At 65.2% G+C, this 22,193-nt stretch carries 19 protein-coding genes and 1 pseudogene; 5 read left to right on the forward strand and 15 right to left on the reverse strand.

Features of this window, described 5'->3' with window-relative positions; all coding sequences use genetic code 11:
- Positions 1-178: 178 nt before the first annotated feature.
- From murB to G4G71_RS20215, 8 genes are all read right to left on the reverse strand, one after another.
- Complete coding sequence (gene murB / locus G4G71_RS20180) at positions 179-1,198, reverse strand: UDP-N-acetylmuramate dehydrogenase (RefSeq protein ID WP_169939722.1); 1,020 nt, start codon at positions 1,196-1,198, stop codon at positions 179-181.
- Positions 1,195-1,659 (reverse strand): low molecular weight protein-tyrosine-phosphatase, encoded by a 465-nt coding sequence (locus G4G71_RS20185; protein WP_169939723.1) that lies wholly within the window; start codon positions 1,657-1,659, stop codon positions 1,195-1,197. The genes murB and G4G71_RS20185 overlap by 4 nt, the downstream gene beginning before the upstream one ends.
- On the reverse strand, positions 1,659-2,423 hold the full coding sequence (gene kdsB / locus G4G71_RS20190) for a 3-deoxy-manno-octulosonate cytidylyltransferase (protein WP_065084902.1): 765 nt from the start codon (positions 2,421-2,423) through the stop codon (positions 1,659-1,661). The genes G4G71_RS20185 and kdsB overlap by 1 nt, the downstream gene beginning before the upstream one ends.
- Before the next feature lie 4 nt (positions 2,424-2,427).
- On the reverse strand, positions 2,428-2,613 hold the full coding sequence (locus tag G4G71_RS20195) for a Trm112 family protein (RefSeq protein WP_009621404.1): 186 nt from the start codon (positions 2,611-2,613) through the stop codon (positions 2,428-2,430).
- Between the two features lie 58 nt (positions 2,614-2,671).
- Entirely contained in the window at positions 2,672-3,670 is a 999-nt protein-coding gene (gene lpxK / locus G4G71_RS20200; RefSeq protein WP_169939724.1) for a tetraacyldisaccharide 4'-kinase, read from the reverse strand.
- Positions 3,670-4,119 (reverse strand): ExbD/TolR family protein, encoded by a 450-nt coding sequence (locus G4G71_RS20205; RefSeq protein ID WP_045211644.1) that lies wholly within the window; start codon positions 4,117-4,119, stop codon positions 3,670-3,672. Before G4G71_RS20205 ends, lpxK begins: the two co-directional genes overlap by 1 nt.
- Positions 4,116-4,751, reverse strand: a complete 636-nt coding sequence (locus tag G4G71_RS20210) for a MotA/TolQ/ExbB proton channel family protein (RefSeq protein WP_017519262.1) — start codon at positions 4,749-4,751, stop codon at positions 4,116-4,118. The genes G4G71_RS20205 and G4G71_RS20210 overlap by 4 nt, the downstream gene beginning before the upstream one ends.
- A gap of 71 nt (positions 4,752-4,822) precedes the next feature.
- Positions 4,823-7,033 carry a DNA internalization-related competence protein ComEC/Rec2 gene (locus G4G71_RS20215; RefSeq protein WP_169942735.1) on the reverse strand — a complete coding sequence of 737 codons (2,211 nt, stop codon included), beginning with the start codon at positions 7,031-7,033 and terminating at the stop codon, positions 4,823-4,825.
- Between the two features lie 162 nt (positions 7,034-7,195).
- On the opposite strand from G4G71_RS20215, the gene G4G71_RS20220 reads away from it, so the two are divergent.
- A complete protein-coding gene (locus tag G4G71_RS20220) occupies positions 7,196-7,726 on the forward strand; it encodes a DUF2062 domain-containing protein (protein WP_169939725.1) in 531 nt (176 codons plus the stop codon).
- A 148-nt stretch (positions 7,727-7,874) separates the two neighbouring features.
- Here the strand turns inward: G4G71_RS20220 and G4G71_RS20225 are convergent, their stop codons facing one another.
- Genes G4G71_RS20225 through G4G71_RS20235 form a run of 3 tightly spaced genes read right to left on the reverse strand, consistent with a single transcriptional unit; the run spans position 7,875 to position 11,069 of the window.
- Entirely contained in the window at positions 7,875-9,122 is a 1,248-nt protein-coding gene (locus G4G71_RS20225; RefSeq protein WP_169939726.1) for a lipoprotein-releasing ABC transporter permease subunit, read from the reverse strand.
- A gap of 11 nt (positions 9,123-9,133) precedes the next feature.
- Entirely contained in the window at positions 9,134-9,823 is a 690-nt protein-coding gene (gene lolD / locus G4G71_RS20230) for a lipoprotein-releasing ABC transporter ATP-binding protein LolD (protein WP_024766679.1), read from the reverse strand.
- A complete protein-coding gene (locus G4G71_RS20235; RefSeq protein ID WP_045211653.1) occupies positions 9,816-11,069 on the reverse strand; it encodes a lipoprotein-releasing ABC transporter permease subunit in 1,254 nt (417 codons plus the stop codon). The genes lolD and G4G71_RS20235 overlap by 8 nt, the downstream gene beginning before the upstream one ends.
- A gap of 124 nt (positions 11,070-11,193) precedes the next feature.
- On the opposite strand from G4G71_RS20235, the gene G4G71_RS20240 reads away from it, so the two are divergent.
- The 3 genes from G4G71_RS20240 to G4G71_RS20250 are packed head-to-tail and all read left to right on the forward strand — an operon-like array spanning position 11,194 to position 12,817.
- Positions 11,194-11,769 carry a PilZ domain-containing protein gene (locus G4G71_RS20240; protein ID WP_169939727.1) on the forward strand — a complete coding sequence of 192 codons (576 nt, stop codon included), beginning with the start codon at positions 11,194-11,196 and terminating at the stop codon, positions 11,767-11,769.
- Positions 11,770-11,783: 14 nt separating this feature from the next.
- Complete coding sequence (locus tag G4G71_RS20245; RefSeq protein WP_169942737.1) at positions 11,784-12,098, forward strand: phosphodiesterase; 315 nt, start codon at positions 11,784-11,786, stop codon at positions 12,096-12,098.
- Complete coding sequence (locus G4G71_RS20250) at positions 12,095-12,817, forward strand: glycerophosphodiester phosphodiesterase (RefSeq protein WP_024766683.1); 723 nt, start codon at positions 12,095-12,097, stop codon at positions 12,815-12,817. Before G4G71_RS20245 ends, G4G71_RS20250 begins: the two co-directional genes overlap by 4 nt.
- A gap of 42 nt (positions 12,818-12,859) precedes the next feature.
- On the opposite strand, the gene sthA is transcribed toward G4G71_RS20250, so the two are convergent.
- From sthA to G4G71_RS20270, 4 genes and pseudogenes are all read right to left on the reverse strand, one after another.
- A complete protein-coding gene (gene sthA / locus G4G71_RS20255) occupies positions 12,860-14,254 on the reverse strand; it encodes a Si-specific NAD(P)(+) transhydrogenase (RefSeq protein ID WP_169939728.1) in 1,395 nt (464 codons plus the stop codon).
- A 210-nt stretch (positions 14,255-14,464) separates the two neighbouring features.
- Positions 14,465-15,484 carry an FAD:protein FMN transferase gene (locus G4G71_RS20260; protein WP_169939729.1) on the reverse strand — a complete coding sequence of 340 codons (1,020 nt, stop codon included), beginning with the start codon at positions 15,482-15,484 and terminating at the stop codon, positions 14,465-14,467.
- 163 nt (positions 15,485-15,647) lie between these two features.
- Positions 15,648-17,006, reverse strand: a pseudogene (locus G4G71_RS20265) (amino acid permease); the annotation flags it as partial.
- Between the two features lie 108 nt (positions 17,007-17,114).
- Entirely contained in the window at positions 17,115-18,581 is a 1,467-nt protein-coding gene (locus G4G71_RS20270) for a glyceraldehyde-3-phosphate dehydrogenase (protein ID WP_169939730.1), read from the reverse strand.
- Positions 18,582-18,721: 140 nt separating this feature from the next.
- Between G4G71_RS20270 and mfd the strand changes: the two genes are divergently transcribed.
- Positions 18,722-22,186, forward strand: a complete 3,465-nt coding sequence (gene mfd / locus G4G71_RS20275; RefSeq protein WP_169939731.1) for a transcription-repair coupling factor — start codon at positions 18,722-18,724, stop codon at positions 22,184-22,186.
- The last annotated feature ends 7 nt before the right edge of the window (positions 22,187-22,193 follow it).

The raw sequence follows: 22,193 nt of genomic DNA on the forward strand, positions 1-22,193 counted from the left end.
GATGCGGTGTTCGCCGGAAATCGATCGCGGACGGAGTCCGCTCCTACGCTCAGACCGAATCCGCAGCTCGGGGCAAATTGCGAGCAAGCTCGCTCCTGCAAAGCGCCACCCTCATTTGCGCTGGGGAACAGGCACAAAAAAGGGATGCCGAAGCATCCCTTTTCCATCTGAAGCAATCTCAGTAGAGATTCGGCTCCATCTCCAGGGCCACGCCGAAACGCTGCTGGATGTCATCCCGGATACGCAGCGCCAGGTCATGCAGCTGCGAACCGGTAGCGCCGCCGTAGTTGACCAGCACCAGTGCCTGCTGGGCGTGCACGCCGGCAGCACCGTCGCGGAAGCCCTTCCAGCCGGCCTTGTCGATCAACCAGCCAGCCGCCAGCTTCACCTGGCCGTCTCCCTGCGGGTAGGCCACCAGGTCACTGAAGCGCTGGTGCAGCTCGTCCGCCCGGTCAGCCGAGACCACGGGGTTCTTGAAGAAGCTGCCGGCATTGCCCAGCACGGCCGGGTCCGGGAGCTTTTCGCGACGAATCGCGCATATCACCCGCGAGACATCGACCGCCGTCGGCGCGGTCACGCCCTCTTCCGCCAAGCGCTGGCGCACAGGACCGTAATCCAGGTGCAGTTTTGCCACACGGCTCAAGGCGAAGCGCACGCGCAGGATCAGCCAGCGACCGGGCTCGCGCTTGAAGCGACTTTCGCGGTAGGCGAAGGCACAGTCCTCCAGGTCGAACTCGCGCAGCTCGCCCGTCTGGCGGTCCAGCGCGGTCAGGCCGGCGAACACATCCTTGATCTCCACACCATAGGCGCCGATGTTCTGCATGGGCGCGGCGCCCACGGTACCCGGAATCAGGCTGAGGTTTTCCAGCCCAGCGAAGCCCTGGGACAAGCTCCAGCGCACGAAGTCGTCCCACACCTCGCCGGCTTCCGCCTCGACCACCACACGCTCGTCATCATCACTGAGGACGCGAACGCCGCGGGAAGCCATGCGTAGCGCCAGTGCCTCGACGTCGCGGGTCAGCAGCAGGTTGCTGCCGCCACCTATCACCAACAGCGGCAGCCCCTTCTGCGCAGCAGCGGCAATACCTTCGCGCACTTCGGTGTCGTCGTGGGCCTGGGCAAACCAGCGTGCCGCGACCTCGACACCGAAGGTGTTGTAGGGCTTGAGGGAAATGCGTTCTTGCAGTTGCAGCGTCACAGGCGTCCCTTCACTTCCGTCAGCAGGCCGTCGCAGGCCCTTTCCACCAGGTCCAGCACCTGCTCGAAACCATCCTCACCGCCGTAGTACGGATCGGGGACTTCGTCGATTTCCAGCTCGTAGCGGGCCAGGAACAGGTCCAATTCGGCCTTGCCGCTGCTGCCGCGCAGTCGCTTCAGGTCACGCAGGTTTGCGTTGTCCATGGCCAGGACCAGGTCGTAGCGGGAGAAATCCGCCGCACTGACCTGCCGCGCCCGCAGGCCCGACAGGTCATAGCCACGGCGCAGCGCCGCGACACGGGTGCGCGCATCCGGCGCCTTGCCGACATGCCAGTCGCCGGTGCCGGCCGAATCGATCTCCACCCGATCCACAAGGCCCGCTTCGCGGACCTTGTGGCGGAACACGCCTTCGGCAGTGGGAGAGCGGCAGATATTGCCCAGGCAGACGAACAGGACCTTCATCAGGCCCCCAGGATGCGCCGCACGCGCTCCAGGTCTTCCGGGGTATCGACGCCGGCCTGCGGCGCTTCCAGGGCGTCCGCCACATGAATGCGTACGCCATGCCAGAGCGCCCGCAGCTGTTCCAGGCATTCGGTGTCTTCGAGCCAGCACGGACCCCAGGCCACGAAATCACGCAGGAAGCGCGCGCGGTAGGCGTAGATGCCGATGTGGCGGCGGTACGGCACATTGGCCGGCAGCGACTCGCGATCCACGGCGAAGGCATCGCGCGCCCAGGGCAGCGTGGCGCGGCTGAAGGTCAGTGCGAGGCCGTTCTTGTCGCTGACCACCTTGACGATGTTCGGGTTGAACAGCGCGGCCGGATCATGGATTTCCTCGCACAGGGTGGCGATGCCCGCCTCCGGATGCGCCGCAAGATTGGCCGCCACTTGATCGATGATCGACGGCGGCACGAGCGGCTCGTCGCCCTGCACATTGACTACGATGGCGTCGTCGGCCAGGCCCAGCGCGTCCGCCACTTCCGCCAGGCGGTCGGTGCCGGAGTTGTGGTCGGCGCGGGTCAGCACCACCTGGGCGCCGAAGCCCTGGCAGGCATCGAAGATGCGCTGGTCATCGGTGGCGACCACCACCTGGGTGGCCGAGCTTTTGCCGGCCTGCGCCCAGACGTGCTGGATCATCGGCTTGCCGGCGATGTCCTGCAGCGGCTTGCCGGGCAGGCGGGTGGAGGCGTAGCGCGCGGGGATGACGACGGTATAGGCCTGGCTCATGGGATTACTTGTCCAGACGCTCGTCGACGTTCAGGGTACGCGCCTCGCCTTCGAGCATCACCGGGATGCCGTCGCGCACCGGGTAGGCCAGGCCGTCGGCCTTGCAAATCAGCTCGGACTTGTCGTCGGTGAGCTTGAGCGGGCCCTTGCACAGCGGACAGGCGAGGATATCGAGGAGTTTCGGGTCCATGGTGCGTTCCTTGAGCTTGAAAGGATTGAAAGCTGGCGGCGCAGGTTACGACGGCGAATCAGCGGGCGACCAGGCGCTCGAGCTGGGCGTCGAACCAGGCGACGAAGGCCGGCGAGGGCTGCGCTTCGACGGCGAGGTACCACCAGTCGGGCGCGGCGAAGGACCGGCATTTCACCGCATCCTTCTCGGTCATGACCAGCGGCAGTTCCGGCGTGAAGCGCAGCTGCTCGGCGGTAAAGGCCGCATGGTCGGGGAAGGGATGCGGAATCGGCCGCCAGTTTAGCGCCTCGAGCGTCGTGAAGAAACGCTGCGGGTTGCCGATGCCGGCCAGGGCATGGAGTGCCTGACCGGCGGGGAAATGCTCGACGCCACGGCGTTCGCCGCTGGCCAGGTTGATCAGGGCAGATGGTCGCAGGGCGAAGGAGAAGGCGCCCGGCGGGTCGCTGGGCGCGCCGTTGTACAGCACGGCGTCAGCCTCACCCAGGCGCTCGGCCGGCTCGCGCAGCGGTCCGGCGGGCAGGCAACGACCGTTACCCAGGCCGCGCGCAGCGTCGATCAGCACCAATTCCAGGTCACGGGCCAGGCGGTAATGCTGCAGGCCGTCGTCGCAGAGGATCAGGTCCAGCGGTTCTTCGGCCAGCAGCGCGCGCACGGCACTGGAGCGGTCAGGGTCGATCATCAGAGGCACGCCGCAACGGCGCACTATCATCAGCGGCTCGTCGCCCGCCTCCGCTGCCGACTGCTCGGCGCGCACGCGCCAGGGTGTCTGCGGCGGTTTGGCGCCGTAGCCGCGGCTGACCACGCCGACCTTCAGCCCGCGGGCGCGGCAGTGCTCGATCAGCCAGAGGATCATCGGCGTCTTGCCGGTGCCGCCGACGGTGATGTTGCCGACCACGATGATCGGCACCGGCGCGCGGTAGGCCGGCTTGGCGCCGGAGAGGAAGTCCTGCCGGCGGCCGCGGGCGACGCGCCGGTAGAGCAGTTCGAGCGGCCTGAGCAGGGCAAGGGCCGGGTGGCCCTTGTACCAGGCGTCGAGCAGGCGATCGGAGAACGCCATCAGGGGGTCTTCTTGTCCGCCCGGGACTCGATGGTGGTGATGCGCAGGTGGGTGAAGCCCAGCTTGCCGGCGGCATCCATCGCGGTGACCACGGACTGGTAATCCACCTTGCCGTCGGCGGTGATCACCACCGGCAGGCTGTTGTCGCCGGCGGATTCACGCTGCATGGCGTTCATCAGGTTTTCCAGGTCGTCGCGCGCCAGGCTCTGGCCGTTGAGCGCGTAGTGACCTTCGAGGCTGATGGAGATTTCCAGCTGCTTGATCTCGGTGGCTTCGGGCGGCGTGCCGCTGACCGCCTCAGGCAGTTCGACCTTGAGCTGCGACGGCTTGGTGAACGAGGTGGCGACCACGAAGAACAGCAGCAGCACGAAGATCACGTCGATCAGCGACGCCAGGTTGATGAAGACGTCCTCGCGGGCCGCTCCGCCCGCTCTGCGGCGGAATTTCACGCTTTGCCTTCCTCGACGAAGTCGACTTCGCGGTCGCCCTGGGTCACTTCCACCAGCTTGATGGCTTCCTGCTCCATGGCGATGACCAACTCATCGACGCGGCGCAGCAGGTAACGGTGGAAGAACACTGCCGGGATCGCCACGATCAGGCCGGCCGCAGTGGTGATCAGGGCCTTGGAGATACCGCCGGCAAGCATAGGCGCGTTGGCCATGCCGTCGCCCATGAAGGCGCTGAAGATCTGGATCATGCCGAACACGGTACCCAGCAGGCCGAGCAGCGGCGCCATGGCGGCGATGGTGCCCAGGGCGTTGAGGTAGCGTTCCAGTTCGTGGATCACCCGGGACGCGGCCTCCTCGATGCACTCCTTCATGATTTCGCGGCCGTGCTTGGAATTGGCCAGGCCGGCGGCGAGGATTTCACCCAGCGGGGAAGACGCGCGCAGGTCCTTCAGGGCCTGGCTGTTCATCTTCTTGTCCTTGATCTGCTTCCACACCTGGCCGAGCAACTGCGGCGGGGCCACGCGGCTCAAGCGCAGGGTCCAGAGACGTTCGGCGACGATCGCCATGGCAGCGACGGAGCTCAGCAAGATCGGCAGCATCATCCAGCCGCCAGCTTTGACCAGTTCCCACACAGTGGTGAATCCCCTGAAAAAAAGTGGCGCCACTCTAGCACAGGGGCCGTGGCGAGCCGACCGCCCGAGGGTCAATTTTCCTGCCAGAAATGTGCGCCTTCCCGCACTCCCCCAAGCTCGCCATGGGCACCGAGGGTCAGGACCAGCGCGCCCCGCTCCGCCGTATCCTGAATCCGGATACCCAGCGCGCGAAAGCGCTCGACGACCGACGGATGCGGGTGCCCGTAGGGGTTGTTGGCGCCGCGGGACATGATCGCCGTGGACGGTCGGATCGCTCGCAGGAAGGCCGGCCCGGAGGAGCTGCGGCTGCCGTGGTGCCCGGCCAGCAACCAATCGACGTGTTCATCCGGATGCGCCGCCAGCCAAGCCAGTTCGGCGGATTGCGGCAGGTCGCCAGTGAGCAGGATGCGCTCACCATTGGCTTCGATTTCCAGCGCGCAGGAGCGGTCGTTGCTTTCCCTGGCGCCTGCCCACGCCCAACTGGAGAGGTGAACGTCATCGACCGTCCATTCCTCGATTCGGCAGGGTTGCGCCTGCAGCTCTGGCGCCAGCCTTTCCGGCTCGCCACTGATGACCTGCGCAGGCCGGAGCGAACGCTTCACCGCGACCGCGCCGCCGGCATGGTCATTGTCCGCATGGCTGAGCATCAGCAGATCGAGCCTGCCAACGCCGAGACTGCGCAAGGTCGGCACCACCACTCGCTCGCCGATATCGAAATCACCGTTGCGCGCCCCGGTGTCGTAGAGCCAGGCCTGGCTGCGCGTACGGATCAACACCGAGAGCCCCTGCCCAACGTCCAGCACACGGACTTCAGCCATGCCCGGCGCGGGTAGCGGAATGGTCGGCCAGAACACCGGCAGGAACATCGCGAGCCCCAACGCGCGCAATGGCAAGCCGGCCGGCGCCAGTAGCAGAAGCGCGCCAAGCATCGCCATCACCAGCGTCCAGGCCGGCGCCGCCACCGGCTGCCAGGCGGGTGCCAGTTCGGCCATCCAGCCCAACAGGCGGAACAGCCACTCCAGCAGGCCGCCGGACACCCACAGCAGCGCCTCCCCCAGGACGGGAACTCCCAGCACCAGACTGCCCAACAGGGCGAGTGGAACCACGACCAGCTCCACCCAGGGCACGGCAATCAGGTTCGCGGCGACTCCGGAAATGCTCAGCGGCAGGCCCAGCGCGATGGACGCCGGCAACAGCCCGATCGCCATCAGCCACTGCGCGCGCAGCCAGGTGCGCCAGGCCGTCCAGCGCCCCAGGCGGCCGGAGAAGCCGAAGATCAGCAAGGCCACCGCCGCATAGGACAACCAGAACCCCGGCAGCAACACCACCAGCGGCTCGGCCAGCAGTACTGCCAGCAAGGCGCCGAGCAATGGCGTCCACAGGCCGCGATGGCGATAACGCAGGCGCCACAGCAGGACGATGGAGACCATCACGCACGCGCGCTGCAACGGCACTTCGAAGCCCGCCATCAGGCTATACGCCCAGGCGCCGCCGGCAGCCAACAGGCAGGCGCAGGACAACCAGGGCAGACGGGATGGCCAGCAGCCCAGGCGCGCCAGCCCCGCCACGACGGCGTAGAGCAGGCCCGCCAGCAGGGAAATGTGCGAACCGGAAATCACCATCAGGTGCAGGGTTCCGGTGTCCTGCAGGACCTGCCAGTCCGCCGTGGTCAACCCGGAAGCGTCGCCCAGCACCAGCGCAGCAAGCGCACCGGAGCGACCCTGGGCGTCCACCGCCAGCAAACGTTGTCGCCAGGCCTCACGCCAGGCGCGCGGGCCACTGGAGACTTCCAGGCGCTGGCCATCCTTTACGCTGCCGGTGGCGCCGATACGCTGGGCAGTGAGCCAGGCCTCGTAGTCGAAGCCCGCCCCATTGGCCATGCCATGGGGACGCTTGAGCTTCACCGCCAGCCGCCAGCGTTCGCCGCCCTCCACCGGCGGGCCGCCGAACCAGGACAGGCGCAGTGTTGCCGGAACCTGCGCGCGAGGGCTCGAAGCCTCGGAGAGCACGAAGCGCAGTGAAGGCCCCGAACGATCCGGCAAGCCCTCTACCCTGCCCTCCAGCCACAGCGTGCGACCGTCCAGCTCTGGCGTCAGCCGGTCATCCAGCGCCCACTGCGCCGATTGGCAGGCCCAGGCGAAGCCGAGCAGGAACAGCCCGATGAAATAACCGCGGGTGAACAACAGAGGTAACGCGGACAGCGCGAGAAGCAGCAGCACCCAACCGGATGGAAGCGCCGGCAGCCAGCGCAGCGCCAGCAGCCCCAGGGCCAGAGCGAACATCCCTGCAAGAGGCAACGACTTTATCCCCCAGCGCCACCGAGGCCACGCACGACCACCGATCCGACAGGCCGGCGGCGGTTACACACGGACATAGTTGGCAACGAATGACTGTCACCTAGCTAGGCATAATGTGGCGTCGTCCGTCTGCCAGAGATTTCCCTCATGCCGCGCCGAATCTTCAAGCGCTACATGCCGGATCCGGAGAGCATCAGGAACCACAAGGGCCTGCGCTTTCTCGGACCGCTGATCCAGTCGCCCAACCTCTGGCACCTGAATCGCCGCTCCGTGTCCCGCGCCATGGGCATGGGGCTGTTCGCCGCGTTCATCCCGATACCGCTGCAGATGCTGCTGGCCGCCTCGCTGGCCGTCTGGGTGCGGGCCAACCTGCCGATCTCGGTCGGGCTCGTCTGGCTGACGAACCCGATCACCATGCCGCCGGTGTTCTACTGCACCTACAAGATGGGCGCCTGGGTCATGGGCATCCCGGCACGCGCCCTGCCCGAGCATCTGACCTGGGAATGGATCAGCGGCGAGTTGTCGCTGCTCTGGCAGCCCTTCCTGCTGGGCTCGGTGATCTGCGGCATCCTGGTCGGCCTCCTCGGTTACCTGCTCACCGAGGGTTACTGGCGCTGGTGGATCGGCCGCAGTTGGCGGCGGCGTCGGGCGTTGCGCAATGTGCAGCGCGGGCTTTAGGCATTTTCTTGCAGGAGCGAGCTTGCTCGCGAACCGCCCAAGCTCCGCAGCCGCCGACAGGTTTGTTCGCGAGCAAGCTCGCTCCTACTGGGTGATCCCTGAAACGAAGAAGCCGCCTCGAGAGGCGGCTTTTTCGTGGGCCGGTGAATCACTCGTAGCGCAGTGATTCCGCCGGCTGGGTCGAGGCCGCGCGCCAGGCCGGGTAAAGCGTGGCGAGGAAGCTCATCGACAGCGCCGCGACGCAGATCAGCACGATGTCGCTGATCTGCGGGTCGGACGGCAGGTAGTTGATGAAGTAGATGTCCGAATTGAACACATGGGTGCCGGCGATACGCTCCAGGGTCGAGACGATGGCGGTGACGTTGTACGCCGCCAGCACGCCCAGCACGCAGCCAATGACAGTGCCGATCAGGCCGATCACCGTGCCCTGCACCATGAAGATAGCCATGATCTGCTTCGGCGTGGCGCCCAGGGTGCGCAGGATGGCGATATCCGCGCGCTTGTCGGCCACGACCATGATCAGCGTAGCGATGATGTTGAAGGCAGCGACCGCGACGATCAGCAACAGCAGCAGGCCGATCATGGTCTTTTCCATCTTCATCGCGCTGAACAGGCTGCCCTGGGTGTGGGTCCAGTCCACCGAGCGGTAGCCCTCGCCCAATTGCTTGGCGATGGCCGCGCCGACTTCCGGCGCCTGGAACAGGTCCTTCAGGGCGATGCGCACGCTCTGTACCTGGCCCGGTTGCCAGCGCATCAGGCTCGCCGCGTCATCCACGTGGATCAGCGCCAGAGTGCTGTCCAGCTCGGCGCCGACCTTGAAGATGCCGACCACGTTCAGGCGTTGCATGCGCGGGGTGATGCCGCCGGGCGCCGTGCTCGGCTCCGGCACGATCAGCAGCAGGCTGTCGCCGACATTGACGTGGAAGCGCCGCGCGGTGATCTCGCCGATGACAACGCCGAACTCGGTGGCCTTGAGGTCGTCCAGGCTGCCCCGGACCATGTGCTGGCCGATGATCGACACCTGGGTTTCCAGCGCCGGGTCGACGCCGTCCACCTCGATGGGCTGCATCATCCCCTTATAGGAGAGCATGCCGTCGACCTCGGTGTAGGGCACCGCGCCGACGATCTTCGGGTTCTGCTTCGCCACCTCGGCCACACGCTGCCAGTCGTCCAGCGGGCCGCTGGTCTTCTGCAGCACGGCGTGGGGGACCATGCCGAGGATCCGCGAGCGCATTTCCTTCTGGAAGCCGTTCATCACAGAGAGCACCACGATCATCGCCAACACGCCCAGGGCGAGGCCGATCATCGAGGTCAAGGAAATGAACGAGATGTAGTGGTTGCGCCGCTTGGCCCGGGTGTAGCGGGTGCCGATGAAGACGGACAGGGGTCTGAACATTCCGGTATCCCTCAGGCGGCGACCAGCCGACCCTCCTCCAGGCGCAGCACACGGTCCATCTGCTGGGCGAGGTGAGTGTCGTGGGTCACCACCAGGAAGGCGGTGCGCAGGGACTGCGACAGCTCCAGCATCAGCTCCTGGATACCGTGGGCGGTGTGCTGGTCGAGGTTGCCGGTGGGCTCGTCGAGCAGCACCAGTTTCGGCGTGTTGACCAGGGCGCGGGCGATGGCCACGCGCTGGCGTTCACCACCGGAAAGCTCCGACGGCTTGTGGCTCAGGCGATGCCCCAGGCCCACGCGCTCCAGCAATGCCGTGGCGCGCTGACGTGCCTCGGGGATCGGCGTCTTGCCGATCAGCAGCGGCATGCAGACGTTCTCCAGCGCGGTGAACTCCGGCAGCAGGTGGTGGAACTGGTAGACGAAGCCCAGCGCGCGATTGCGCAGCAGGCCGCGCTGCTTCTCGTTCAGCGCCGACAGCTGCTCGCCAGCCAGCCAGACGCTGCCGGTGCTGGGCGTATCGAGGCCGCCGAGCATATTCAGCAGGGTGCTCTTGCCCGAGCCGGAGCTACCGACGATGGCCACACGCTCGCCGGGCAGCAGTTCCAGTTGCACGTTGGACAGCACTTCGACCGACTGCGGGCCTTCCTCGTAACGCTTGCCGAGGTCGCGGCAGCTCAGGACGGCCTGATCGTTGTTACTCATAACGCAATGCCTCCGCGGGCTGGGTGCGCGCCGCACGCCAGGCCGGATACAGGGTGGCGAAGAAACTCAGGATCAGCGCGGCGCTGCACACCAGGATCACGTCCTCGCTCATCAGCTGCGAGGGCAGGTAATCGATGAAATAGACGTCCGCGTTGAGGAATTTGTGGCCCAGCAGGCGCTCCAGCAGGGCGATGGCCGAGCTGACGTTGAGCGCCGCGAGGATGCCCAGCACGCCGCCGATGAAGGTGCCGATGACGCCGATCACCGTGCCCTGGACCATGAAGGTCGCCATGATCTGCCCCGGCGTGGCGCCCAGGGTGCGCAGGATGGCGATGTCGGCCTTCTTGTCGGTGACAACCATGACCAGGGTGGAAATGATGTTGAACGCGGCGACCGCGACGATCAGCAGCAACAGCAGGCCGATCATGGATTTCTCCATGCGGATCGCCTGGTACAGGTTGCCGTGGCTGCGGGTCCAGTCGCGGGCGAAGTAGTCGTTGCCCTTCAGGGTGCGGGCGATTTCCCAGGCGGTGCGCGGTGCCTGGAACAGGTCGTCGAGCTTCAGGCGCAGGCCTTCGACCTGGCCTTCCTTGAGGCGGCGCATGCGCGCGGCGTCGTCGATGTGGACCATGGCGACGTAGCCGTCCAGCTCGCCGGCGCCGACGTGGAAGGTGCCGACCACGGTGAAGCGCTTCATGCGCGGGAACATGCCCGCCGGCGTGACCGAGACTTCCGGAGCGATGAAGGTGACTTTGTCGCCCAGCTTCACCCCGAGGTTCTTCGCCGCCTTGTCGCCGATCAGGATGCCGAACTCGCCGGGCTTGAGGCTCTGCAGCGAACCTTCCTGGAAGAACTGGTCGATGATCGAGACCTTGCTCTCCTCGTTCGGGTCGACGGCGTTGATCAGCACCTTCTGTACTGTGCCGCCGGCGCTGAGCAGGCCCTGCATCTGGATGAAGGGCGCGACTTCCAGCACGTTGGGGTGCTGCGTCTTGATCTGCCCGGCGATGCCTTGCCAGTCGGAAATCGGCTGGTAGGACTCGACCGTGGCGTGGGGCACCATGCCCAGCACGCGGGTACGCATCTCATGGTCGAAACCGTTCATCACGGACAGAACCACGATCATCACCACCACGCCCAGCGCGAGTCCGATCATCGAGGTGAGCGAAATGAAGGAAACGAAGTGGCTGCGGCGTTTGGCGCGTGTGTAGCGCGTTCCGATGTAGACGGAAAGTGGTCTGAACATGAGGGGCCGATTGAGAAGATGAAGAGTGCGTCGAGCGTCAGATCCTTCTGGCGTGCGACTTCCGTGTGGCGAGGCCGGGCAGGCGGCTTTACACTCAGACCATCACTGCCGCCGTGGGTTCGCCATGTCCACTCCAGACGCGGATAACCGCCGCGAATACTATCGTATTGAAGATACGCTCGCATTGGAATTTCGCCCGCTGCGCGAGGACGAAATCCAGTCGCAAGAAGTGCTTCAGGATGATTCCGCGCTGTTCAATCTGCTCAGCGACCTGCACCTGGCCGACTTCGAGTCACAGCACCTGCTGCGGCATATTCACGAACGCGACCGCCCCCTGGCCAGCTACCTCAAGGTGATGAACAAGCGCATCGACCTGATCGCCCAGGCGCTCACCCAGAGCCTGCTCAGCGAGATCGGCCCGGCGCGCAAGGTGACACTGTCCGAAGGCGGAATCAATTTCCGCGACGCCCAGCCGCTCCCGGTCGGCCAGGACCTGGCGCTGAAGATCGTCCTGCTGCCCCACGGCCTGGGCCTGCTATTGCGCGCCAAGGTCACTCATTGCCAACAGCAGGCCGAGGGCGACTACGAAATCGGCACCGAATTCGAGATGCTCGGCGACGCCCCGCGCCAGTTGCTGGCCCGTCACATCCTCCAGCGCCAGGCACTGGAGCGCCGGCAGGCCAAGGCCCGCGAAGAATGAACAAACGCATCTGCTTGCGCCACCTGCTGCTCCTGTTGAGCCTTGTCACCCCGCTGCCACTGCTGGCCGATACTATCGAGATACCCGTGGGCGACCAGGGCGATCCGCATATCGTGCTGCCGACCCGCGGCGAGAGCCAGAAGGCCGTGCTGGAGCGCTTCGGCCTGCCGGACGAGGAACACCCGGCGGTAGGTAAGCCACCGATCACCCGCTGGGACTACCGCGAATTCAGCGTCTATTTCGAGAGCGGGGTGGTGGTCGATGCCGTCCGCCAGCACCGCTCCCAGTACCTCAAGGACCTTTCACCGACTCCCAAGGAGCCCCAGTGACTCTGATCTATGGCCATCGCGGCGCCAAAGGCGAAGCACCGGAAAACACCCTGAACAGCTTCCTGCACTGCCTGGAACATGGCGTGAAGCGTTGCGAGCTGGACCTGCACCTGTCCCGCGACGGCGAGCTGATGGTCATCCACGACCCGACGCTCAAGCGCACTACCGGTCGCCGCGGCAAGGTCTCCGAGCAACTGGCGGATGACCTGGTGACCATGGACGCTCGCGAAGGTGGCCCCGGCTGGTTGCGCCCCTGCCCTATCCCGCGCCTGGCGGAGTTGTTCGAGCGTTGCGAGTTCGAACACTGGCAGCTGGAAGTCAAAAGCGCGTCGAAGGATCGTGCCAGCCGCACGGTACAAGCGATCCACCAGTTGGTGGGCCGTTTCGGTCTGCGCGACCGGATTACCGTGACATCGAGCTCGCGCACGGTGCTGCGCGCGCTGGAGGAACTGGCGCCGGACCTGTCACGCGGACTGGTGGCCGAATACGCCTGGCTCGACCCACTGAAGGTCGCCGCGCACTACGGCTGCGATCTGCTGGCGCTGAACTGGATGCTGTGCACCCCGGAGCGCCTGCTGAAAGCGCAGAAGCAGGGGCTGCATGTGTCGGTCTGGACGGTCAACGAGCCGGCCCTGATGCGCCGGCTCGCCGATTTTGGCGTGGATAGCCTGATCACAGACTTTCCCGGTTTGGCCACTGCCACGATCGGGAATCGCTGAGCAGGTTCCCCCCGACCGGCTCAGGCCGCCGGCCGGGGTATTTCAAAAAATCCGGTTCAGGCCGTCGAACGCCGCTACGCGATAGGCTTCGGCCATGGTCGGATAGTTGAAGGTGGTGTTGACGAAGTACTTCAGGGTGTTCAGCTCGCCCGGCTGGTTCATGATCGCCTGGCCGATGTGGACGATCTCCGAGGCTTGGTCGCCGAAGCAATGCACGCCGAGGATTTCCAGCGTCTCGCGGTGGAACAGGATCTTCAGCATGCCCACCGGCTCGTTGGAGATCTGCGCGCGGGCCATGCCCTTGAAGAAGGCCTTGCCTACCTCGTAGGGAATCTTCGCAACCGTCAGCTCCTGCTCGTTCTTGCCGATGGAGCTGATCTCCGGAATGGTGTAGATGCCGGTCGGCACGTCGTTCACGAAGCGCCAGCCATCGTGCTCGACGATGTTGCCGGCGGCCGAGCGGCCCTGGTCGTAGGCGGCGCTGGCCAGGCTCGGCCAGCCGATCACGTCGCCCGCGGCATAGATGTTCGACACCGAGGTACGGTAGTTCTCGTCCGTCTCGATCTGGCCGCGGCTGTTGACCTTGATGCCGATGTTCTCCAGACCCAGGCGATCGGTGTTGCCGGTACGGCCGTTGCACCACAGCAGGGCGTCGGCCTTGATCTTCTTGCCGGACTTCAGGTGCAGGATCACCCCGTTGTCCAGGCCTTCCACGCGTTCGTAATCCTCGTTGTGACGGATCAGCACGTTGTTGTTGCGCAGATGATAGCTCAGCGCATCGGAGATTTCGTCGTCGAGGAAGCTCAGCAACTGGTCGCGGGTGTCGATCAGATCCACCAGCACGCCCAGGCCGCTGAAGATCGAGGCGTACTCGCAGCCGATCACGCCGGCTCCGTAGATGATCAGGCGGCGCGGGGTATGGCTCAGGGACAGGATGGTGTCACTGTCGTAGACGCGCGGGTGGTTGAAGTTGATGTCCGACGGGCGATACGGGCGCGAGCCGGTGGCGATGACGAACTGGTCGGCCACCAGGCGCTCCACGGCGCCGCTGGGGGTGACGACTTCGACGGTGCGTTCATCGACGAAGCTGGCGGTGCCATTGAACATGTCGATGCGGTTGCGCGCGTAGTAGCCGGTGCGCGAGGACACCTGCTTGGATATCACCCGCTCGGCGCTTTTCAGCACGTCCGGGAAGGAGAACCAGCGCGGCTCGCCGATCTGGCGGAACATCGGGTTGGTGTTGAACTCGATGATCTGCTTCACCGAGTGACGCAGTGCCTTGGACGGGATGGTGCCCAGGTGCGTGCAGTTGCCGCCGACCACGCGACGGCTGTCCACCACCGCCAGCTTGCGCCCGTACTTGGAGGCGTTCATTGCCGCCCCCTCGCCTGCCGGGCCCGTGCCGAGAATCACCACGTCGTAGTTGTAGACAGCCATGCGTACTCCTTCAGAACAGGCCGGGACGCCCGCTTGGCGCTCCCGGCGAAGCCCCGGCACCACATGCGCCGAGGCGGATCGAAATCATTGGCGCAGCTTAGCCCTGCGGCAAAAGGCTGCACATTAGCGGTTGGTCGGCAGGTAGGCGAATTTTGCCGTCACTACATGCCTTGACCAGACTGCGGGCCGCCATCATGCCCGCCGAAGCTTTCATTCAGGCGACGGGAACAGCGCTTCGAAGCGCGTCGTCGCTCGGGTCACGAAGCCCTTGCCCTGGCGCACGATGAAGAACGCGGCGAGCCCATTGCGCTCGGCAAAGGTATAGCCCTCCTCCGGCCCCAGTACCATCAGCAGGGTCGACAGGCCATCGGCGCGCAGGGCCTGCGCTTCCGCCACCGTCACCGCCGCCAGGGCATGCCTGACCGGCGCGCCGGTGCGCGGGTCGAAGGTGTGCGAATAGCGCTGTCCGCCCTCTTCGAAATAATTGCGGTAGTCGCCGGAGGTGGAAAGGCCGATGCCATCCAGCGCCACCGAGCGCTCCACCTGCCGTTCGCGGTCGCCGCTGGGCACTTCCAGGGCAATGCGCCAGGGCGTGCCATCGGGCTTGTGGCCCACTGCCTTGAGCTCCCCGGTGATCTCCACCAGGTAATCCGTCAGGCCCATCTCGGCCAGACGAGCGCTGACCTGATCCACCGCATAACCGGCGACGATGCTGTCGAAGTCCAACTGCGCATCGACGTCCTTGCACAGCTGATCGCCATTCAGCCGCAGATGCTGGTGGCCGACACGGGCGCGTTCACGCTCCAGCGCGGCGGCATCGGGCACCTTCTCACTGCGCGACTGCGGGCCGAAGCCCCAGAGGTTCATCAGCGGTTCGACGGTGAGGTCGAAGGCGCCGCCACTCTGCCGGGAAAGCTGCTCGCCGTAGTGCCAGAGCTTGAGCATGTCCGCCGGCAAGGCCATGCAGGCGCCGGCCGGCAAGGCATTGAAGCGAGAGATCACGGAATCGTCGCGGTAGGTGGAGAACTGCTCGTCCAGGCCCGCCAGGATGGCATCGACCTCGGTCTTGAGCTTCGTCGCGTCCGGAGACTTGCCGGTGGGCACGAATTGCACCGTGTAGCTGCTGCCCATGGTCGGGCCGCCGAAGCGCTCGACGGATTTCCCGCAGCCGCTCAGGGCCGACAGAACCAGCACGATCAACAGGCTTGCACGGAACACGGGTCTCTCCATCAGCCGCCAGGCGCGCGGCGCCGGGCATTCTACCGCAAGCGCCCGGCGCCACTGTTTCCGCTCTGGCAAAGGTGCATTACCAAAAGAAAACGGGAGCCGAAGCTCCCGTTTCTCAACCGGTTCAGGCGTCAGCCTTGGCCGGGGATTTGCGCTTGAACAGGAAGTAGCAGGCGCCCATCAGCACGATCCACACCGGGATCGCGTACACCGACACGTCGATGCCCGGGATCTGCAACATGATGCCCAGGATGAACACCACGAAGGCCAGGCACAGCCAGTTGCCGAAGGGATACCACAGCGCGCGGAAGAACGGCTGCACGCCCTTGGCGACCATGGCCTTGCGGAACTTCATGTGGGCCAGGCTGATCATCGCCCAGTTGATCACCAGCGCAGCGACTACCAGGGACATCAGCAGCTCCAGCGCCTGGTGCGGGATCACGTAGTTGACCACCACGCAAGCCAGGGTGATGAAAGCCGAGACGCCAATCGCCAGCAGCGGCACACCACGGTCGTCGACCTTGGCGAAGGCGCGCGGGGCGTCGCCCTGCTCGGCCAGGCCGTAGAGCATGCGGCTGTTGCAGTACACGCAGCTGTTGTAGACCGACAGCGCGGCAGTGAGCACCACGAAGTTCAGGATATTGGCAGCGTACTCGCTACCCAGCAGCGAGAAGACCTTCACGAACGGACTGCCGCTGTAGGGATCGCCGGCACTGTTGATGCTCTGCAGCAGAGCATCCCAGGGGTACAGCGAGAGCAGCACGGCCAGGGCGCCGATGTAGAAGATCAGGATGCGGTAGATGACCTGGTTGATCGCCTTGGGGATTACCTTCTTCGGCTCGGAGGCCTCGGCGGCAGTAATGCCGACCAGCTCCAGCCCCCCGAAGGAGAACATGATGATCGCCAGGACCATGATCAGGCCCTTCCAGCCGTTGGGGAAGAAGCCGCCGTGAGCCCACAGGTTGCTCACCGAGGCCTGCGGGCCGCCGGTGCCGCTGACCAGCAGCCAGACGCCGAGCAGGATCATGCCGATGATGGCGACGACCTTGATGATCGCGAACCAGAACTCGGTCTCGCCGAAGGCCTTCACGTTGAACAGGTTGATGGCGTTGATCAGCACGAAGAACACCGCCGCCGTCGCCCAGGTCGGGAAGTCCGGCCACCAGAACTGGATGTACTTGCCGACTGCGGTCAGCTCCGACATGCCCACCAGGATGTACAGCACCCAGTAGTTCCAGCCCGACATGAAGCCGGCAAAACCGCCCCAGTACTTGTGCGCGAAGTGGCTGAAGGAACCGGCGACAGGCTCCTCGACGATCATCTCGCCGAGCTGGCGCATGATCAGGAAGGCGATGAAGCCGCCGATGGCGTAGCCGAGGATCATCGACGGGCCGGCGGATTGCAGGACGCCGGCCGAGCCCAGGAACAGGCCGGTACCGATGGCGCCGCCGAGGGCGATCAGCTGGATGTGGCGGTTCTTCAGACCGCGCTTCAGCTCGCCTTCGTGCAGATGTTGTCCATCCATTTGAAGTCTTTCCGGTTGCAGGAGTTGGCAGATTTTATCGTTGGAATGGTGGAGCCAGTAACGAAAAACGGGAGCCCGAGAGCTCCCGTTTCCCTTATACCGCCTGGATCAGCGCGGGAAAGCCGGCGGGTTCACGCCAGCCATGTCTTCCATCACGCGGACGACCTGGCAGCTGTAGCCGAACTCGTTGTCGTACCACACGTAGAGGACGACGCGGTTGTCGTTGGCGATGGTCGCTTCGGCATCGACGACGCCCGCGTGGCGGGAGCCGACGAAGTCGGTGGAAACCACTTCCTGGGAAGCGACGAAATCGATCTGCTTCTGCAGGTCCGAGTGCATGGCCATCTGGCGCAGGTACTCGTTGATCTCTTCGCGGTTGGTGGCCTTTTCCAGGTTCAGGTTCAGGATCGCCATGGAGACGTTCGGCGTCGGAACGCGGATGGCGTTGCCGGTCAGCTTGCCTTTCAGAACCGGCAGAGCCTTGGCGGCAGCGGTCGCAGCGCCAGTCTCGGTGATCACCATGTTCAGCGGCGCGGCGCGGCCACGACGGCTGCCCTTGTGGAAGTTGTCGATCAGGTTCTGGTCGTTGGTGAACGAGTGAACGGTTTCGACGTGGCCGTTGACGATGCCGTACTGGTCGTTGACGGCTTTGAGCACCGGCACGATGGCGTTGGTGGTGCAGGAAGCGGCGGAAACGATCTTGTCGTCAGCGGTGATATCGCCATGGTTGATGCCATGCACGACGTTCTTCAGCGCGCCCTTGCCCGGAGCGGTGAGGATCACGCGATCGATACCCGGGCACTTCAGGTGCTGGCCCAGGCCTTCCGCGTCACGCCATTTGCCGGTGTTGTCGACCAGCAGGGCTTTCTTGATGCCGTACTGGGTGTAGTCGATCGACGCCGGGTCGTTGGAGTAGATCACCTGGATCAGGTTGCCGTTGGCAGTGATGGTGTTGTGCTCTTCGTCGATGGTGATGGTGCCATCGAACGGGCCATGCACGGAGTCGCGACGCAGCAGGCTGGCGCGCTTGACCAGGTCGTTCTCGGCGCCCTTGCGGACGACGATGGCGCGCAGGCGCAGGCCGTCGCCACCACCGGTCTTCTCGATGAGGATGCGTGCGAGCAGGCGGCCGATACGACCGAAGCCGTACAGGACGACGTCGGTGCCTTCGCGAGCGCCGCCGTTCTGCTTGCCGACCACGTCAGCCAGCTCGTCCTTGGTGAACTGTTCGATGCTGCGACCGTTACCTTCGGCCTTGAACTTGGCAACCATCTTGCCCAGGTCTACCGAAGCGGCGCCCAGCTTGAGCTCGCTCATCGCCTTGAGGATCGGGAAAGTGTCGTGAACCGACAGCCCGCCTTCTTCGGCCAGGCGGTGACGGGCGAAACGGTGCGCTTTGAGAATCGCGATCACCGAACGGTTGATCAGGCCACGGCCGTAGATCGAGGTCACCACGTTGTTGTTACGGTAGAGTTGGCCGATCAGCGGAATCATGGCTTCCGCGAGGGCTTCACGATCGATCCACTCACCGAGACACTGGTCGGGCTTCTGGGTCACGGGCAATACCTTCCACATGTAGGAGAAGAAAAAAGGGGCTACATTATGACGGTGTGAACCTTCTCCGGCAATCCGCGACCGTCGCATGACTGACATCCGTCAATCGGGATAGTTACAATCCGGCCGGTCAAATTCCTCGACCGGAGCCACGAACGCCCGTGTCCGTATTGCGCATTCCTACATTGCCGACCGCAGCCGGCAAACAATCCTGGGGCAACCTCCCCGGGGCCGCCCTGAGCCTGGCCATCGCTGAAGCGGCCGGCCCAGCCAAACGTTTCACCCTGTTGCTGACCGCCGACAGCCAGAGCGCCGAGCGCCTGGAGCAGGAGTTGCGCTTCTTCGCGCCAGACCTGCCGGTACTGCAGCTGCCCGACTGGGAAACCCTGCCGTACGACGTGTTCTCGCCGCACCAGGACATCATTTCCCAGCGCGTCGCCGCCCTTTATCAGTTGCCCGAACTGCGCCGCGGCGTGCTGGTGGTGCCCATCACCACCGCCCTGCACCGCCTGGCGCCGGCCAAGTTCCTGCTGGGCAGCAGCCTGGTGCTGGACGTCGGCCAGAAGCTCGACGTCGAGCAGATGCGCAGCCGCTTCGAGGCTGCCGGCTATCGCTGCGTGGATACCGTCTACGAACACGGCGAGTTCGCCGTGCGCGGTGCGCTGATCGACCTGTTCCCCATGGGCAGCGAACTGCCTTACCGAATCGACCTGTTCGACGACGAAATCGAGACGCTTCGTACCTTCGATCCGGAAACCCAGCGCTCCATCGACAAGGTGGAGAGCATTCGCCTGCTGCCGGCGCGCGAGTTCCCGCTGCGCAAGGAAGCGGTGACCGGCTTCCGCGGCCGCTTCCGCGAGCGCTTCGATGTCGACTACCGCCGCTGCCCGATCTACCAGGACCTGGCCAGCGGCCTGACACCTGCCGGCATCGAGTACTACATCCCGCTGTTCTTCGAAGATGGCGAGACATCGACGCTGTTCGACTACCTGCCGCAGGACACCCAGGTGTTCTCCCTGCCGGGCATCGAGACCGCCGCCGAGCAGTTCTGGACCGACGTGCGCAACCGCTACGAAGACCGTCGCTACGACCCGGAGCGCCCGCTGCTGCCGCCCGCTGAAGTCTTCCTGCCGGTGGAAGACTGCTTTGCCCGCCTGAAGAACTGGCCACGCGTAGTGGTCAGCCCCGAGCCGATCGAGACCGGCGTCGGCCGCGAGCGCTTCCCCGCCGAGGCGCTGCCGGAACTGGCCATCGAGGCCAAAGCCACCGAGCCACTGGCGCGACTGCGCCAGTTCATCGAGCAGTTCGACGGGCGCATCCTCTTCACCGCCGAATCAGCCGGCCGTCGTGAAGTGATGCTGGAATTGCTGGCGCGACTGAAGCTGCGCCCAGTGGAAGTAGAAGGCTGGCCGGGCTTCCTGGCGCACAAGGATCGCCTGGCGATCACCATCGCGCCGATGGACGAAGGCCTCCTGCTGGACGCCGACCAGGGCCAGCCTGGCATAGCCCTGGTGGCCGAGAGCCCGCTGTTCGGCCAGCGCGTCATGCAGCGCCGGCGCCGCGAGAAGGCTCGCGACGGTGGCGAGAACGTCATCAAGAACCTGACCGAGCTGCGCGAAGGCGCACCGGTGGTGCACATCGACCACGGGGTCGGCCGCTACATAGGGCTGATCACCCTGGAGATCGACGGCCAGAACGCCGAATTCCTCGCCCTGCAATACGCCGACGAAGCCAAGCTCTACGTGCCGGTGGCCAACCTGCACCTGATCGCCCGCTACACCGGCAGCGACGACGCCCTGGCGCCGCTGCACAAGCTGGGTTCGGAAACCTGGCAGAAGGCCAAGCGCAAGGCCGCCGAACAGGTCCGCGACGTCGCCGCCGAACTGCTGGACATCTATGCCCGCCGCGCCGCGCGCAAAGGCTACGCATTCAAGGACCCGCAGGTCGACTACGCCACCTTCTCCGCCGGCTTCCCCTTCGAGGAAACCCCGGACCAGCAGACCGCCATCGAAGCCGTGGTCGCCGACATGCTCTCGGAGAAGCCGATGGACCGCCTGGTCTGCGGCGACGTGGGCTTCGGCAAGACCGAAGTGGCGATGCGCGCGGCCTTCGTCGCAGTGCACAGCGGCAAGCAGGTCGCCGTGCTGGTGCCCACCACCCTCCTCGCTCAGCAGCACTACAACAGCTTCCGTGACCGCTTCGCCGACTGGCCGGTGACGGTCGAGGTAATGAGCCGCTTCAAGTCCGCCAAGGAAGTCGAGGGCGCGATAGCGCAGTTGGCAGAAGGCAAGGTCGACATCGTCATCGGCACCCACAAGCTGCTGCAGGACGATGTGAAGTTCAAGAACCTCGGCCTGGTCATCATCGACGAGGAACACCGCTTCGGTGTGCGCCAGAAGGAGCAGCTCAAGGCGCTGCGCAGCGAGGTGGACATCCTCACCCTCACCGCCACGCCGATCCCGCGCACGCTCAACATGGCGGTCGCCGGCATGCGCGACCTGTCGATCATCGCCACGCCGCCGGCGCGCCGTCTCTCCGTGCGCACCTTCGTCATGGAAGAACAGAAGTCGGTGATCAAGGAAGCCCTGCTGCGCGAACTGCTGCGCGGCGGCCAGGTGTACTTCCTGCACAACGAAGTGAAGACCATCGAGAAGTGCGCCCGCGACCTGGCGGAGCTGGTTCCTGAGGCACGCATCGGCATCGGCCACGGGCAGATGAACGAACGCGATCTGGAAAGGGTGATGAGCGACTTCTACCACAAGCGCTTCAACGTGCTGGTGGCCTCGACCATCATCGAGACCGGCATCGACGTGCCGAGCGCCAACACCATCCTCATCGAGCGCGCCGACAAGTTCGGCCTGGCCCAGTTGCACCAGCTGCGCGGACGCGTCGGCCGCAGCCACCACCAGGCCTACGCCTACCTGCTCACTCCGCCGCGAAAGCAGATGACCCCGGACGCCGAGAAGCGCCTGGAAGCCATCGCCAACGCCCAGGACCTGGGCGCCGGCTTCGTGCTGGCCACCCATGACCTGGAAATCCGCGGCGCCGGCGAGCTGCTCGGCGACGGCCAGAGCGGGCAGATCCAGGCAGTGGGCTTCACCCTCTACATGGAAATGCTCGAACGCGCGGTGAAGGCCATCCGCAAAGGTGAGCAGCCGAATCTCGAGCAGCCGCTGGGCGGCGGCCCGGACATCAACCTGCGCGTACCGGCGCTGATTCCGGAAGACTACCTGCCGGACGTCCACGCCCGCCTGATCCTCTACAAGCGCATCGCCAACGCCGCCGACGAAGACGGCCTGCGCGAACTGCAGGTGGAAATGATCGACCGATTCGGCCTGCTGCCGGAGCCGGCGAAGAACCTGATCCGTCTGACTTTGCTGAAACTGCAGGCGGAAAAGCTCGGGATCGTGAAGGTAGATGCCGGCCCCCAGGGAGGCCGGGTAGAATTCGCCACCGATACCTGCGTCGACCCGCTGGTGCTGATCAAGATGATCCAGAGCCAGCCCAATCGGTACAAATTCGAAGGGGCCACCCTCTTCAAATTCCAGGTGCCCATGGAGCGCCCGGAAGAACGATTCAATACGCTGGAAGCGCTGCTCGAGCGCCTCACGCCACAGACTCACTAAGGAACCC

It is taken from the genome of Pseudomonas multiresinivorans (genome assembly GCF_012971725.1).
In the GTDB taxonomy this organism is placed as follows: domain Bacteria; phylum Pseudomonadota; class Gammaproteobacteria; order Pseudomonadales; family Pseudomonadaceae; genus Pseudomonas; species Pseudomonas multiresinivorans.

What these genes read in the sequence shown, in the direction of transcription:
- lolD (WP_024766679.1), bottom strand. Translation starts at nt 9,823, where the DNA reads ATGAGTAACAACGATCAGGCCGTCCTGAGCTGCCGCGACCTCGGCAAG.
- G4G71_RS20240 (WP_169939727.1), top strand. Translation starts at nt 11,194, where the DNA reads ATGTCCACTCCAGACGCGGATAACCGCCGCGAATACTATCGTATTGAA.
- sthA (WP_169939728.1), bottom strand. Translation starts at nt 14,254, where the DNA reads ATGGCTGTCTACAACTACGACGTGGTGATTCTCGGCACGGGCCCGGCA.
- kdsB (WP_065084902.1), bottom strand. Translation starts at nt 2,423, where the DNA reads ATGAGCCAGGCCTATACCGTCGTCATCCCCGCGCGCTACGCCTCCACC.
- G4G71_RS20220 (WP_169939725.1), top strand. Translation starts at nt 7,196, where the DNA reads ATGCCGCGCCGAATCTTCAAGCGCTACATGCCGGATCCGGAGAGCATC.
- G4G71_RS20215 (WP_169942735.1), bottom strand. Translation starts at nt 7,033, where the DNA reads ATGTTCGCTCTGGCCCTGGGGCTGCTGGCGCTGCGCTGGCTGCCGGCG.
- G4G71_RS20225 (WP_169939726.1), bottom strand. Translation starts at nt 9,122, where the DNA reads ATGTTCAGACCCCTGTCCGTCTTCATCGGCACCCGCTACACCCGGGCC.
- G4G71_RS20235 (WP_045211653.1), bottom strand. Translation starts at nt 11,069, where the DNA reads ATGTTCAGACCACTTTCCGTCTACATCGGAACGCGCTACACACGCGCC.
- lpxK (WP_169939724.1), bottom strand. Translation starts at nt 3,670, where the DNA reads ATGGCGTTCTCCGATCGCCTGCTCGACGCCTGGTACAAGGGCCACCCG.
- G4G71_RS20195 (WP_009621404.1), bottom strand. Translation starts at nt 2,613, where the DNA reads ATGGACCCGAAACTCCTCGATATCCTCGCCTGTCCGCTGTGCAAGGGC.
- G4G71_RS20270 (WP_169939730.1), bottom strand. Translation starts at nt 18,581, where the DNA reads ATGTGGAAGGTATTGCCCGTGACCCAGAAGCCCGACCAGTGTCTCGGT.
- G4G71_RS20260 (WP_169939729.1), bottom strand. Translation starts at nt 15,484, where the DNA reads ATGGAGAGACCCGTGTTCCGTGCAAGCCTGTTGATCGTGCTGGTTCTG.
- G4G71_RS20185 (WP_169939723.1), bottom strand. Translation starts at nt 1,659, where the DNA reads ATGAAGGTCCTGTTCGTCTGCCTGGGCAATATCTGCCGCTCTCCCACT.